We start from the raw sequence: 13739 nt of genomic DNA on the forward strand, positions 1-13739 counted from the left end.
GTCGCGCGAACCGGACCCGATGAACAAGAAAACCTCCCCCCGCGCACGTTCGCTTCCGTTCGAGATCGACGCCACCCGCCAGCACCCGCTGGGCATGCCGGTCGAACGTTTTCTGCGCGACTACTGGCACAAGCGCCCGCTGCTGATCCGCAACGCCTTTCCGGACTTCGAAACGCCGGTGCAGCCTGAAGACCTTGCCGGCCTCGCCTGCGAAGAAGGCGTGCTGGCTCGCCTGATCAGCCTGGACAAGGCGACGGGTGTCTGGGACGTGCGCACGGGTCCGTTCCAGGAAGAAGATTTCCCGGGCCTGCCCGACCACGACTGGACCCTGCTGGTGCAGGACGTGGACAAGTGGGATGCGGACATCCGCCAGTTGCTGGAACAGTTCCGCTTTCTGCCGCGCTGGCGCGTGGACGACATCATGATCAGCTTCGCCGCCACCGGCGGTTCGGTCGGCGCGCACGTGGACCATTACGACGTGTTCCTGCTGCAGGCCCAGGGCGAGCGGCGCTGGACGATCGACGCCAGCGTGGCGATGGGGAAGCCAGCGCCCGACCTTTCCTTCCAGGACGACGTGGCGATCAAGCTGCTGCGCCAGTTCGATCCCACCCACGAGTGGGTGCTGTCGCCGGGCGACATGCTGTACCTGCCGCCGCTGGTGCCGCACCACGGCGTGGCGGAGAACCCGTGCCTGACGTTCTCGGTGGGCATGCGTGCGCCGTCCTCGGCCGAGCTGATCGGCGACTACCTGGACACGCTGATCGCCGACGCCGACGACGCCGTGCGCTACCACGATGAAGACCTGACCGCGCCGCAGGATCCCAACGAGATCGACGCCCGTGCGATGGAGCGCGTGGTCGAGGCGTTGAATGCGCTGCGCATGAATGATCCGGACCGGGTGGGCGACTGGTTCGGCCGCTTCATCACCACGTACCGTGCCTCGGGCGACGTGATGCCGGCACCGGATGCGCCGTCGCGCATTGAGATGGAGTGGGACCTGCAACAGGGCGCGCGCCTGCTGCGCCACCCGTTCTCCCGCTTCGCCTGGCGCCGGTGCCGCAAGGGCGCCACCCTGTTCTGCAACGGCATGGACTACGCGCTGCCGGTCAGGGAGGCGCAACAGCTCGCCGCCCTGGAAAGCCTGGATGGCCCCACTTACGCCGCGCTTGGCGAGGCAGGCCGCGACGCGGTGATGGCGCTGGCCGCACAGGGGCACTACCAGCTGGCCCTGGACGATGATGACCCGGGTCTTGGGGACGAGGACGCATGAACGCACCGCGGGAGTACCACGTCGAAGCCGTCGACTACGCCACCGGCGCCGCACCCGTCCACCAGGTCCGGGACGTGGTCTTCGTGCAGGAGCAGCAGGTCCCCCGCGAGTTGGAGCGCGATGCGCTGGACCCGCTGAGCCATCACGTGCTGGCCCGCGATGCCGCCGGTAACCCCATCGGCACGGCACGGCTGACGCCGGAGCACCGGATCGGCCGCATGGCGGTGCTCTCGGCCTGGCGTAGCCGGGGCGTCGGCGACGCCCTGCTGGCCGCCCTGCTGGACGAAGCCCGCCAGCGACGGTGGCCCGACGTGTCCCTGCATGCCCAGGTGACTGCCGAAGCCTTCTACGCGCGCCACGGCTTCGTACCGGAGGGCGAGCGCTTCATCGAGGCGGGCATCGAGCACCAGGCCATGCGGCGCGTGCTGACCGGACCGACGGGCATCGCCCATCGCGCCGAAGCGGTCGCCATCACCACCGCCGTGATCGCCCAGGCACGCCGGTCCCTGGTGGTCTACAGCCGTACGCTGGACCCGGGCCTGTGGGATGCCCCGGCCGTCGTCGAGGCACTGCGTCGCTTCGCCACGCGCCAGACCGGGGCGCAGGTCCAGCTGCTGCTGCAGGACGCCGGCACCCCGCAGCGGGCGCTGGCCCCGCTGATCAGCCTGGGCCAGCGGCTGCCCAGCGTGTTCGCGTTCCGCGAGGTACAGGATCCCGTGGACCTGCCCTACACCGCCGCCTTCGTCGCCAACGACGACCATGGCTACTACTTCCGGCCACTGGGCAACCGCTTCGATGGCGAAGCCGGACTGGCGCACGCGGGCCGTGCCCGCCAGCTGCGCGAAGAGTTCTCGCAGATGTGGGAACGCGCACGGCCCGTCAGCGAGTACCGTGCGCTGGGCATCTGATCCCGTGCAACGCCTGCGGAATTCATTGCCTTCACAGGCCTGCACCCTGCGTCTTTAGTCCAATCCGGTTACGCCCCCCTCCCGGCATGGGGGTATAATTTCCGGGTTTTCGTCCCTGTCCTTGCGGCATCGCGCGACATGGACCGACAGCGCCCCCTCGACTACCGCAAGCACGCCATCACCATCGTGGACAATCTCCTGAAGCAGTTCGCGCAATCCTCGCAACTCAACGGGGGCAACGCCTCCTACGTCGAAGACCTGTACGAGCAGTACCTCGTCGCCCCGGACAGCGTGGGGCCCAAATGGAAAGCCTACTTCGACGGTTTCAAGGGCCACGAGGCCGGTGACGTGCCGCATTCGGTGGTCATCCAGCAGATCACCGAGGCCGCCCGCCAGGCCGGCAAGGGTGCCATCTCGACCGGTGGCGGCGATGAGCGCGAGCGCAACGTGGGCCGCCTGATCACGGCCTACCGTTCGCGCGGCCACCTCGGCGCCCAGATCGATCCGCTGGGCCTGACCCCGCCGCTCAATACGCCGGACCTGGACCTGGCCTTCCACGACCTGTCCGACCGCGACCTCGACAGCGAATTCAGCACCGGCAACGTCGGCGGCCATGCCCGCATGAAGCTGCGCGACCTGCTGGCCCGCCTGAAGGCGACCTACACCGGTCCCATCGGCGTCGAGTTCATGCATATCTCCGAAGTCGAGCAGCGCCAGTGGCTGTACCAGCGCCTCGAGACCGCCGGCGGCCAGTTCGGCCTGTCCGACGATGCCAAGCGCCGCACGCTGGAGCGCCTGACCGCCGCCGAGGGCCTGGAGCGCTACCTGCACACCAAGTACGTTGGCCAGAAGCGCTTCTCGCTGGAAGGCGGCGACGCGCTGATCCCGCTGATGGACACCATGATCCGCAATGCCGGCGAAGGCGGGGTCAAGGACATCGTGGTCGGCATGGCCCACCGCGGCCGCCTCAACGTGCTGGTCAACACGCTGGGCAAGAGCCCGCGCAAGCTGTTCGACGAGTTCGAAGGCAAGTTCGAGCACGACAACAACCTGGCGCACGCCGGCGACGTGAAGTACCACATGGGCTTCTCCGCCGACATCGCCACCCCGGGCGGCCCGGTCCACCTGGCGCTGGCCTTCAATCCGTCGCACCTGGAAATCGTCGACCCGGTCGTGGCCGGCAGCGTCCGTTCGCGCCAGGAGCGCCGCAACGACGCCGCACGCCAGAGCGTGCTGCCGATCATCATGCACGGCGACGCCGCGTTCGCGGGCCAGGGCGTGGTGATGGAGCTGTTCCAGATGTCGCAGGCGCGCGGTTTCGCCGTCGGCGGCACGCTGCACATCGTCATCAACAACCAGATCGGCTTCACCACCAGCAACAAGGAAGACTCGCGTTCCACGCTGTACTGCACCGACGTGGCCAAGATGGTCGGCGCCCCGGTGTTCCATGTGAACGGCGACGATCCGGAAGCGGTGGTGTTCGTGGCGAAGCTGGCCTACGACTTCCGCCAGCAGTTCAAGAAGGACGTGGTGATCGACCTGGTCTGCTACCGCCGCCACGGCCACAACGAGGCCGATGAGCCGGCCGCCACGCAGCCGGTGATGTACCAGACCATCCGCAAGCACGCGACCACCCGCGAGATGTACGCCGCCAAGCTGGAAGGCGCCGGCGTCATCCCCGCCGAAGGCGGCAAGGCGATGGCCGATGCGTACCGCAACAAGCTGGACTCGGGCGAGTACACCACCGAGCTGGCCAAGCAGAAGGGCGACGAGCTGGCGATCGACTGGTCGAAGTACCTGTCGGGCAAGCTGAGCGATCCGGTCGACACCAAGGTCAAGCGCAAGTCGCTGGACTCGCTGGCCAAGATCATCACCACGATCCCGGCCGGCGTCGCGCTACACCCGCGCGTGGCCAAGATCTACGAAGACCGCGTGAAGATGGCGGCCGGCGAACAGCTGGCCGACTGGGGCTTCGCGGAGAACCTCGCCTACGCCACCCTGCTGGCGGAAGGCAACGGCCTGCGTCTGGTCGGCCAGGATGCCGGTCGCGGCACGTTCTTCCACCGCCACGCGATCCTGCACGACCAGAAGACCGACAGCTATTACCTGCCGCTGCGCCAACTGGTGGAGCAGCCGGAGCAAGCGACCATCATCGACTCGTTGCTCAGCGAGGAAGCGGTGATGGCGTTCGAGTACGGCTTCTCGACCACCGATCCCAACACGCTGTGCATCTGGGAAGCGCAGTTCGGCGACTTCGCCAACGGTGCGCAGGTGGTGATCGACCAGTTCATCGCTGCCGGCGAAGCCAAGTGGGGCCGTATCAGCGGCCTGACCCTGCTGCTGCCGCACGGCTACGAAGGCCAGGGTCCGGAGCACAGCTCCGCCCGCCTGGAGCGTTTCCTGCAGCTGTGCGCGCTGGAGAACATGCTGGTCTGCGTGCCCACCACGCCCGCCCAGGCGTACCACATGCTGCGCCGCCAGATGCGCATGACCACCCGCAAGCCGCTGGTGGTGATGACGCCCAAGTCGCTGCTGCGCCACAAGCTGGCCGTGTCCACGCTGGACGAACTGGCAAACGGCGAATTCCAGCACCTGATCCCGGATGCCACCGCCGACGCCAAGAAGGTCAAGCGCGTCGTCGCCTGTTCCGGCAAGGTCTACTACGACCTGCTGGAAGACGCGCAGAAACGCGGCCAGGACGACGTGGCCATCCTGCGTGTCGAACAGCTGTATCCGTTCCCGCGCGAACAGCTGGCTGCCGAACTCAAGCGCTATGGCAAGGCCACCGAGGTGGTCTGGTGCCAGGAAGAGCCGCAGAACCAGGGTGCGTGGTACCAGATCAAGCACCACCTGCAGGCCTGCCTGTCCGACAAGCAATCGCTGCACTACGCGGGCCGCCCGCGTTCGCCCTCGCCCGCTGCCGGCCATTTCGCCGAGCACGTCGAGGAGCAGCTGAAGCTCGTCGCTGACGCACTCGTCAACAAGCTCGGCAACGACAACGTCGCCGAATAAGCCCCCCCCCATTCCTCTTTACGTACAACACCACCAGGACGCCCCATCACCATGGCCACTGAAGTCAAAGTTCCGGTTCTTCCCGAGTCCGTTTCCGACGCCACCATCGCCGCCTGGCACAAGAAGGTGGGTGACGCGGTCAAGCGCGACGAGAACCTGATGGACCTGGAAACCGACAAGGTCGTGCTGGAAGTGCCCTCGCCCGTCGACGGCGTGCTGAAGGAAATCAAGTTCAAGGAAGGCGACACCGTGACCAGCCAGCAGCTGCTGGCGATCATCGAGGAAGGCGCCGCAGCCGCTGCGCCGGCGCCCGCCGCCGAAGAGAAGAAGCCGGCCGCCGGCGCGCAGGAAGTGCAGCCGAAGGCCGAGGCCGCCAAGGCTGACGCGGCCGCGCCGTCCAGCACGAAGCCCGCCCCTGCCGGCGCCGATGCGCTGCCGCCGGGCGCGCGCTTCACCGCGATCACCCAGGGCATCGACCCGGCCAGCGTCGAAGGCACCGGCCGCCGCGGCGCGGTGACCAAGGAAGACCTGGTCAACTACGCCAGCGGCAAGACCGCCGGCGTCTCCGGTGGCGCGCGTCCGGAAGAGCGCGTGCCGATGACCCGTATCCGTACGCGCATCGCCGAGCGCCTGATGCAGTCGAAGAACTCCATCGCCATGCTGACCTCGTTCAACGAAGTCAACCTGGCCAAGGTCATGGAGATGCGCAAGGAGCTGCAGGACGACTTCGTGAAAGCCAACGGCATCAAGCTCGGCTTCATGAGCTTCTTCGCCAAGGCCGCCGCCAACGCGCTGCAGCGCCATCCGGTGGTCAACGCCTCGGTCGACGGCAACGACATCATCTATCACGGTTACGCCGACATCTCGATCGCCGTGTCGACCGAGAAGGGCCTGGTCACCCCAGTGCTGCGCAATGTCGAGCGCATGGGCTTCGGCGATATCGAGAAGGGCATCGCCGAGTACGCCAAGAAGGCGCGCGACGGCAAGCTGGGCTTGGATGACCTGCAGGGTGGCACCTTCACCATCACCAACGGCGGCACCTTCGGTTCGCTGATGTCCACGCCGATCGTCAACCCGCCGCAGAGCGCAATCCTCGGCATGCACGCCATCAAGGAGCGCGCCATCGTCGAGAACGGCCAGGTGATCGCCGCGCCGATGATGTACCTGGCGCTGAGCTACGACCACCGCATCATCGACGGCAAGGACGCGGTGTTGTTCCTGGTCGACATCAAGAACCAGCTGGAAAATCCGCACCGCATGCTGCTGGGCATGTGATGCACCGAGCCCCTCTCCCATCGGGAGAGGGGTTGGGGGCGCCCCACCGGCAACCAGGCGCCCGTGAAGATGAACGAGCCGCAGCGAGTTGTAGAGGCGACCTACCGGCTGTTCATCTCCTTTACTCGCTGTGGCTCGCTCGCCAATACGGCTATCGGATAAGCGACTGTGGCACCCCCTCATCCGCCCTTCGGGCACCTTCTCCCGATGGGAGAAGGGAAAAGGCAAAGGACACTGAAATGGCTGAACAATTCGACGTCGTCGTCATCGGTGCCGGTCCGGCCGGCTACCACGCCGCCATCCGCGCCGCGCAGTTGGGCATGAAGGTCGCCTGCATCGACGCCGCGCTGGGCAAGGACGGCAAGCCCGCGCTGGGCGGCACCTGCCTGCGCGTGGGCTGCATCCCGTCCAAGGCGCTGCTGGATTCCTCGCACCAGTACCACAACCTGACCCACCAGTTCGAACAGCACGGCATCAGCGTCAAGGACGCCAAGATCGACGTCGGCACCATGGTCGGCCGCAAGGACGCCATCGTGAAGCAGTTCACCGGCGGCATCGCGCAGCTGTTCAAGGCCAACAAGGTGACGGCTTACTACGGCTTCGGCCAGCTGCAGCCGGGCAACCTCGTCAAGGTGAAGCAGCACGACGGCAGCGAAGTCGAGCTGAAGGGCACCAACATCATCATCGCGGCCGGTTCGGACTCCATCGAACTGCCCTTCGCCAAGTTCGACAACGAGTACATTGTCGACAACGTCGGCGCGCTGGACTTCACCGAGGTCCCCAAGCGCCTCGCGGTGATCGGCGCGGGCGTGATCGGGCTGGAGCTGGGCAGCGTGTGGAAGCGCCTCGGCGCCGAGGTCACCATCCTCGAGGCCCTGCCCGATTTCCTCGCCGTCGCCGACAGCGAAGTCTCCAAGGTCGCCGCACGCGAGTTCAAGAAGCAGGGCCTCGATATCCGCCTGGGCGCCAAGGTGTCGAAGACCGAAGTGACCGGCAAGGGCAAGAAGAAGGAAGTCGTGGTCACCTACAGCGACGCCGAAGGCGAGAAGACGCTCACCGTCGACAAGCTGCTGGTCGCCGTGGGCCGCCGCGCCGCGAGCAAGGGCCTGCTGGCTGACGGCACTGGCGTGAAGCTCAACGAACGCGGCCAGGTGGAAGTCGATGCGCACTGCCACACCGGCGTCGACGGCGTCTGGGCGATCGGCGATTGCGTGCGTGGGCCGATGCTGGCGCACAAGGGCTTCGAGGAAGGCATCGCGGTCGCCGAGCTGATCGCTGGCCTGCCGGGCCACGTCAACTTCGACACCATCCCGTGGGTCATCTACACCTCGCCCGAGATCGCATGGGTCGGCAAGACCGAGCAGCAGCTGAAGGCCGAAGGCGTGGCCTACAAGGCCGGCTCCTTCCCGTTCGCCGCGGTGGGCCGTGCCGTGGCGATGGCGGAGCCGACCGGCTTCGTGAAAGTCATCGCGGACGCCGAAACCGATCGCGTGCTGGGCATGCACCTGGTCGGCGCCAACGTGTCGGAACTGGTGCACGAAGGCGTGCTCACCATGGAGTTCAAGGGCTCCGCGGACGACCTGGCCCGCATCTGCCACGCGCACCCGTCGCTGTCCGAAGCGGTGCACGATGCCGCGATGGCCGTGCACAAGCGCGCGATCCACAAGGCCAATTGAGGCTCGCACGGCGACGACACCGTCGCCGTGATCCGCATGCGCCAGGCGATGCCTGGCGTTTTGCGTTTCAGACAACAGGCAACACAGGACACACGACCATGAAGAGCATCTGCGTCTACTGCGGTTCCAACGCCGGCAACAAGCCTGCCTACCGCGAGCGCGCCATCGCGCTGGGCGACCGCATCGCAAAGGAAGGCCTGCAGCTGGTGTACGGCGGCGGCAACGTCGGCCTGATGGGCATCGTCGCCGACGCGGTGCTCGCCGCCGGTGGCGAGGTGATCGGCGTGATCCCCGAACAGTTGGTCAACTGGGAGGTCGCGCACAAGGGCGTGACCAAGTTGGAAGTCGTCGCCAACATGCACGAGCGCAAGAAGCGCATGTTCGACCTGTCCGACGCGTTCGTCGCCCTGCCCGGCGGCTTCGGCACGCTCGACGAGATGTTCGAGATGCTGACCTGGCGCCAGCTCGGCATCGGCGACAAGCCCTGCGCGTTCCTCGACGTCGAAGGGTTCTATGCGCCGCTGATGGGCATGATCGACCGCATGGTCGAAGAGCGCTTCCTGCACCCGGAACAGCGCGCCGACCTGTGGCACGGCGACGACATCGATGCGATGGTCGCCTGGATGCGCGCGTACAGCCCGGCGCAGGCGGACAAGTGGATGGATGAGAAGCGGCGGAAGTCGTTGCGGTGAGGCCCCGTCGTCCCAGCGAAAGCTGGGACCCATCTGCTTTTGCTCGAGCCGCCGCGGCGCTCACGAGCAATGGATTCCAGCGTTCGCTGGAATGACGAGCGATGTGTCCATGCCAAGCGAGAACTAACTTACGCCGTCGTCCCAGCGAAAGCTGGGACCCATCTGCTCTTGCTTGAAGACCCCGAACCCGGATGGACAATGGATTCCAGCGTTCGCTGGAATGACGAAGTCGGGGCTTATAGTGGCTTGGCTCGCGCGAGCCAGAAGGTGCACCGTCATGCCAAGGGAACGGATTCCCTGCGTCTACATGCTGGCAAGCCAGCCCAGAGGCACACTTTACATCGGAGTGACATCCGACTTGCCTGCACGCATCTGGCAACACAAACACGACCAGACCGAAGGCTTCACCCAGCGCCATGGCGGCCATACTTTGGTCTGGTACGAGGTCCATACGCAAATGGAATCTGCGATCCTCCGCGAGAAGGCGTTGAAGGCGTGGAAACGCCTCTGGAAAATCCAGCTGGTCGAAGCCGAAAATCCCACGTGGCGGGATCTGTATCCCGACATTCTCTGAACGAGAGATTCGCACACCATGACCCTCCCCACGACCTTCAACGCCTTCCGCATCCACAACGACGACGCCGGCTATCGCAGCGGCACCGAAACCATCGCGCTCGACGCATTGAATCCCGGCGAAGTCGTCATCAAGACCGCCTACTCATCGGTCAACTACAAGGATGCGCTGGCCGGTACCGGTGAAGGCAAGATCCTGCGGCGCTTTCCGTTGGTCGGTGGCATCGACGTGGCCGGCCATGTGGTGGCGTCGACCGACCCGGCCTTCAAGGAAGGCGATGCGGTGTTGGTGACCGGCTCCGGCCTCAGCGAAACCCGCGACGGCGGTTACGCCGAGTACGCGCGGCTCGACGCGAAGTGGGTCATTCCCCTGCCCTCCGGACTCAGCCTGCGCGAGAGCATGATCCTGGGCACTGCCGGCTTCACCGCCGCGCTGGCGCTGTACCGCATGCGCGACAACCGGCAGACGCCGGACCTCGGCCCGCTCGCCGTCACCGGCGCCACCGGCGGCGTCGGCTCGCTGGCCGTCGACATCTTCAGCAAAGCGGGCTTCGAAGTGCATGCCGTCAGCGGTAAACCCGAGAACACCGCGTACCTGACGTCGATCGGCGCCACCGAGGTGCTGGGCCGCGACGCGCTGGCCACCGCGCGCCCGATGGAGTCTGCACGCTTCGGCGGTGGCCTCGACAACGTCGGCGGCCCGATGCTGGCCAGCCTGCTCGCGCAGACGACACCCTATGGCAACGTCGCCAGTGCCGGCCTCGCCGCCACGGCCGACCTACCCATAACTGTGATGCCCTTCATAATTCGGGGCGTGTCGTTGCTGGGCGTCGCCTCGGCGGGTACCGCACGCGACATCCGCGAGCAGGTCTGGCAGCACCTCGCCAGCGACTGGAAGCCGCGGCACCTGGACACGATCTGCACCCGCGAAACCACGCTGGATGGGCTTCCCGAGGTGTTCCGCACCATGCTGGACGGGCGCTCGTTCGGACGCACGCTGGTGCGAATGGGATGAACGGCACCGGCGGTGCGACGGACGTTGTCCGTTGGCCGCCAACCCCATTGTGTTGTCACCGACAAGGTCTAAAATCGGTGGCGGGGAACACTGGGGACATCCATGGCAAAGATTCTGATCGTCGACGATTCACCGTCGCAACTGCTGGGCATCCAGCGCATCGTCGAGAAACTGGGGCACGAATCCATCACCGCCGAAGACGGCGCCGCGGGCGTGGAAGTCGCCAAGCGCGAGCTGCCTGACATGGTGCTGATGGACGTGGTGATGCCGAACCTCAACGGGTTCCAGGCCACGCGCACGTTGAGCCGCGAGGCCACCACCAAGCACATCCCGGTGATCCTGGTGACCACCAAGGATCAGGATACCGACCGCATGTGGGGCCTGCGCCAAGGCGCAAAGGCCTACCTGACCAAGCCGTTTTCCGAGGACGAACTGGCCGAGGTGATCGAGCGCATCTTCAATGCGCGCGAACTGCCGTCCGCGCCGTCGGCCTGATACCGGCAGCAACTTGGCGATGAAGAGCAGGCTTCGGCCTGCTCTTTTCGTTTCAGCGCACCGTCAACGTGGCGCGACGTAGCCGCCGGTCATGCCGCGCGGCGACAGCACGAGTTGCCACAGCTGCGACCGGCGGCTGCGGAACGTGGCCATCGAGGCCGACAGGTAGAACCGCCACATCCGCCGGAAACGCTCGTCGTAACGCGGATCAAGCACATCCCACGCCGACTCGACGTTGCTGCGCCACGCCTGCAGGGTCAGGTCGTAGTCGGCGCCGAAGTTGTGCCAGTCCTCCAGCACGAACCGCCCCTCGATCGCCTGTGCGATCTGCGCTGTCGATGGCAGCATCGAGTTGGGGAAGATGTAGCGCGCGATCCACGGATCGGTCCGCTGCACGGAGCGGCCACCGCCGATGGTGTGCAGCAGGAACAGGCCCTCCGGGGGAAGGCAGCGGCGCACGACGTCGAAATAGGCGGCGTAGTTCTTCACGCCCACATGCTCGAACATGCCCAGCGAGAACGCGGCATCGAAGGGTTCGTCGAGCTCGCGGTAGTCCTGCAGCCGGACCTCGACCGGCAGGCCGTCGCACAGACGACGCGCATAGCCGGCCTGCTCCTTCGAAATCGTGATGCCAACGCCGCTGACGCCGTAATGTTCGACCGCGAACTTCAGCGCTTCGCCCCATCCGCAGCCGATGTCGAGCACGCGCATGCCGGGTCGCAGCTGCAGCTTCCGGCAGACCAGATCGAGCTTGGCTTCCTGCGCAGCGTCGAGATCGGCGGCATCGCGCCAGTACGCGCAGCTGTAGACCAGGCGCCGACCCAGCATCGCGGCGTAGAGATCGTTGCCGAGGTCGTAGTGGCGGCGCCCGACTTCGCCGCTGCGTCGCGGCGACTGCAGGTTGGTCAGGCGGGCACGCAGTGCATCGAAGAGCTCGCCGGCACCGTGCACGCGCTCGTCCACCCGGGCAGCGAGAAGACGGAACAGCAGGCCGTCGAGCGAGACGGCATCCCACCAGCCGTCCATGTAGCTTTCACCCAGACCGAGCGACCCCTGCCCCAGCACACGCGCGTGGAAACGCGGGTCATGGACCTGGATATCCCACGGCCGGTCGCCACCGATCCGCACATCCGCTTCGGCCAACAGGTCTGAGATCCTGCGCTCGAAGCGGACGTGCGGCATGGCGGTCAGCGGGCGAACAGCTCCGCGTACACCGGCGCCACGTGCGGCAGCAACAGCGTGGCAGGCACGTCGACCGTCTGCGTGCCGTCGGCATACGGGCCCACCTGGTACGGCGGGAAGACGAAACGCAGCGCGGTGATATGGCCCGACGCATCGAGCACCGGCACGAATTCGCTGAAGTTGCCGGCCTCCGGCTCGGTGCCCTCGTCGATCATCCGGAACGTGCTCTTGATCAGCGCCGCGCGATCGGTCGGTGCCAGTTCGTCTTCATCGGCCCGGTTCACGACGGCGGTGTGCAGTTGCTCGCGCACGTAGTCACTGACGGCCTGCCAGCCCTTGGCGTCGGGAATCAGCGCGCCGGCCGTCAGGCGGGCGTCCTGCTGCGGCAGCCAGACGAAGCGCGCGATCAGCGGCTGTCCGTGCGCACCGCCGGTGTAGCGGCTGCCATCGGCGGCGACCGCGACGATGCGCGGCGTGTCCACGACCTGCTCGAAGGCCAGCGAGAGTTCGTACGGTGCGGAAGGTTTGTCGTTGCCGAAAGCCTCGACCGCCTCCATCAGCTCGGCGCGCTCGGCCTCGGTATAGGCCGACAGCGCCTTGGCCAGGCCGGGATAGCGGTTGATCGTGGCGGGATAGCTGATGCCCACGACATAACGGTCGTTGGTCTCGATGACGTCCTTCAACTCGACCGGGGCGTCCGGCGCCTCGACAGGCGCGGTCACCTGCGCTGGCGACTCACCGGTCGCAGCGGGTACCGGGGCGGACTCGCGCTTGCAGGCTGCCAGCCCCACGACCGTCATCAGCGCAAGACCGACCAGCCGGGGCGCGTGGGGGGAATGGGGGACAAATGACACGTTCGGGCTCCTTCCGCGTGTGATGGCCGTCATTCTAGGCCGCACCTGCGCCGTCCTCCATCGCGATCATGCATCCACCAGATCAGCGTACTCAGGATGCCGCTGAACGTAAGCAGCGGAGTACGAGCAGGCGGGCACCACGCGCCAACCCTGGGCACGCGCGTGATCCAGCGCGGCTTTCACCAGCGCCGCCGCCACACCGCGGCCACCGATTACCTCGGGCACGCCGGTGTGGTCGATGACCATGCGCTCCGCCCGCAGCGAATACACCAGTTCGGCCTCATGTCCTTCCAGCCGGGTGGAGAAGCGGCGGGCGGCGGGGTCGTGATGGACGTCGAGGGAAGGCAGGTCACCGGTCATGGCGGCTCCGTGGTAGGGGACTCACCTACATTGTGACGCAATGCCCGGCTGGGCCTGTGGCAGAACTGGACGCAGCGCGTCACATTCATGCTTGTGAAAAGAAAGTTGGCGCGCGCTAGCGTGACGCACATCGCAGATCCAGAGTTGGCACGATTGCTGCGTGATACGGGCCATAGACCTGCATCTCGGAGTTCCGCCATGAGCCTGATCGACGCACTGCCCGACGTCTCCAACGCCAGCGACTTCACCCTGCTGGAAGGCCTGTACCAGCTCACCGTCACCGGCCATACCGACGCGTGGGAGTTCGAGAAACTCAACAACGCCGTGTACGAGCGCCTGATGTCCACCTACTCCGGCAGCGAGACCGCAGGCGTGCACGCCGTGCACTCCCTGATGGACTGATCCATCCCGCAAGACCCTCACCGGG

At 66.4% G+C, this 13739-nt stretch carries 13 protein-coding genes; 10 read left to right on the forward strand and 3 right to left on the reverse strand.

Translation table 11 applies throughout. From position 1 onward, the window contains the following. The first annotated feature begins 19 nt into the window (after positions 1-19). From IB225_RS01190 to pilH, 9 genes are all read left to right on the forward strand, one after another. Positions 20-1270 carry a cupin domain-containing protein gene (locus IB225_RS01190; protein WP_192308966.1) on the forward strand — a complete coding sequence of 417 codons (1251 nt, stop codon included), beginning with the start codon at positions 20-22 and terminating at the stop codon, positions 1268-1270. Beyond that, positions 1267-2178 carry a GNAT family N-acetyltransferase gene (locus IB225_RS01195; protein ID WP_192308968.1) on the forward strand — a complete coding sequence of 304 codons (912 nt, stop codon included), beginning with the start codon at positions 1267-1269 and terminating at the stop codon, positions 2176-2178. Before IB225_RS01190 ends, IB225_RS01195 begins: the two co-directional genes overlap by 4 nt. A 186-nt stretch (positions 2179-2364) precedes the next feature. Next, positions 2365-5190 (forward strand): 2-oxoglutarate dehydrogenase E1 component, encoded by a 2826-nt coding sequence (locus IB225_RS01200; RefSeq protein WP_345776586.1) that lies wholly within the window; start codon positions 2365-2367, stop codon positions 5188-5190. A 51-nt stretch (positions 5191-5241) separates the two neighbouring features. Beyond that, the gene (gene sucB / locus IB225_RS01205; protein WP_192308972.1) at positions 5242-6465 is read left to right on the forward strand and encodes a dihydrolipoyllysine-residue succinyltransferase; all 1224 of its coding nucleotides are present in this window, start codon (positions 5242-5244) and stop codon (positions 6463-6465) included. Between the two features lie 239 nt (positions 6466-6704). Then, positions 6705-8141, forward strand: coding sequence for a dihydrolipoyl dehydrogenase (gene lpdA / locus IB225_RS01210; RefSeq protein ID WP_192308974.1), 1437 nt, complete (start codon positions 6705-6707; stop codon positions 8139-8141). Between the two features lie 98 nt (positions 8142-8239). Then, positions 8240-8833 carry a TIGR00730 family Rossman fold protein gene (locus tag IB225_RS01215; protein WP_192308976.1) on the forward strand — a complete coding sequence of 198 codons (594 nt, stop codon included), beginning with the start codon at positions 8240-8242 and terminating at the stop codon, positions 8831-8833. A gap of 307 nt (positions 8834-9140) precedes the next feature. Continuing rightward, a complete protein-coding gene (locus IB225_RS01220; protein WP_345776557.1) occupies positions 9141-9407 on the forward strand; it encodes a GIY-YIG nuclease family protein in 267 nt (88 codons plus the stop codon). Positions 9408-9425: 18 nt separating this feature from the next. Further along, complete coding sequence (locus IB225_RS01225; protein ID WP_192308980.1) at positions 9426-10421, forward strand: YhdH/YhfP family quinone oxidoreductase; 996 nt, start codon at positions 9426-9428, stop codon at positions 10419-10421. 102 nt (positions 10422-10523) lie between these two features. Next, positions 10524-10916, forward strand: a complete 393-nt coding sequence (gene pilH / locus IB225_RS01230; RefSeq protein WP_055942820.1) for a twitching motility response regulator PilH — start codon at positions 10524-10526, stop codon at positions 10914-10916. A 63-nt stretch (positions 10917-10979) separates the two neighbouring features. On the opposite strand, the gene cfa is transcribed toward pilH, so the two are convergent. The 3 genes from cfa to IB225_RS01245 form a co-directional block, all read right to left on the reverse strand. After that, the gene (gene cfa / locus IB225_RS01235; protein ID WP_192308982.1) at positions 10980-12098 is read right to left on the reverse strand and encodes a cyclopropane fatty acyl phospholipid synthase; all 1119 of its coding nucleotides are present in this window, start codon (positions 12096-12098) and stop codon (positions 10980-10982) included. Positions 12099-12103: 5 nt separating this feature from the next. Next, complete coding sequence (locus IB225_RS01240; protein WP_225583413.1) at positions 12104-12898, reverse strand: DUF3298 and DUF4163 domain-containing protein; 795 nt, start codon at positions 12896-12898, stop codon at positions 12104-12106. Between the two features lie 120 nt (positions 12899-13018). Next, the gene (locus IB225_RS01245) at positions 13019-13312 is read right to left on the reverse strand and encodes a GNAT family N-acetyltransferase (RefSeq protein ID WP_192308986.1); all 294 of its coding nucleotides are present in this window, start codon (positions 13310-13312) and stop codon (positions 13019-13021) included. Positions 13313-13510: 198 nt separating this feature from the next. Between IB225_RS01245 and IB225_RS01250 the strand changes: the two genes are divergently transcribed. After that, positions 13511-13714: a hypothetical protein gene (locus tag IB225_RS01250; protein WP_062355340.1), complete on the forward strand. Its 204-nt coding sequence runs from the start codon at positions 13511-13513 to the stop codon at positions 13712-13714. The last annotated feature ends 25 nt before the right edge of the window (positions 13715-13739 follow it).

The organism is Pseudoxanthomonas sp. PXM02, from assembly GCF_014851805.1.
Classification (GTDB): domain Bacteria; phylum Pseudomonadota; class Gammaproteobacteria; order Xanthomonadales; family Xanthomonadaceae; genus Pseudoxanthomonas_A.

What these genes read in the sequence shown, in the direction of transcription:
- IB225_RS01190 (WP_192308966.1), top strand. Translation starts at nt 20, where the DNA reads ATGAACAAGAAAACCTCCCCCCGCGCACGTTCGCTTCCGTTCGAGATC.
- IB225_RS01195 (WP_192308968.1), top strand. Translation starts at nt 1,267, where the DNA reads ATGAACGCACCGCGGGAGTACCACGTCGAAGCCGTCGACTACGCCACC.
- sucB (WP_192308972.1), top strand. Translation starts at nt 5,242, where the DNA reads ATGGCCACTGAAGTCAAAGTTCCGGTTCTTCCCGAGTCCGTTTCCGAC.
- lpdA (WP_192308974.1), top strand. Translation starts at nt 6,705, where the DNA reads ATGGCTGAACAATTCGACGTCGTCGTCATCGGTGCCGGTCCGGCCGGC.
- IB225_RS01215 (WP_192308976.1), top strand. Translation starts at nt 8,240, where the DNA reads ATGAAGAGCATCTGCGTCTACTGCGGTTCCAACGCCGGCAACAAGCCT.
- IB225_RS01220 (WP_345776557.1), top strand. Translation starts at nt 9,141, where the DNA reads ATGCTGGCAAGCCAGCCCAGAGGCACACTTTACATCGGAGTGACATCC.
- IB225_RS01225 (WP_192308980.1), top strand. Translation starts at nt 9,426, where the DNA reads ATGACCCTCCCCACGACCTTCAACGCCTTCCGCATCCACAACGACGAC.
- pilH (WP_055942820.1), top strand. Translation starts at nt 10,524, where the DNA reads ATGGCAAAGATTCTGATCGTCGACGATTCACCGTCGCAACTGCTGGGC.
- cfa (WP_192308982.1), bottom strand. Translation starts at nt 12,098, where the DNA reads ATGCCGCACGTCCGCTTCGAGCGCAGGATCTCAGACCTGTTGGCCGAA.
- IB225_RS01240 (WP_225583413.1), bottom strand. Translation starts at nt 12,898, where the DNA reads ATGACGGTCGTGGGGCTGGCAGCCTGCAAGCGCGAGTCCGCCCCGGTA.
- IB225_RS01245 (WP_192308986.1), bottom strand. Translation starts at nt 13,312, where the DNA reads ATGACCGGTGACCTGCCTTCCCTCGACGTCCATCACGACCCCGCCGCC.
- IB225_RS01250 (WP_062355340.1), top strand. Translation starts at nt 13,511, where the DNA reads ATGAGCCTGATCGACGCACTGCCCGACGTCTCCAACGCCAGCGACTTC.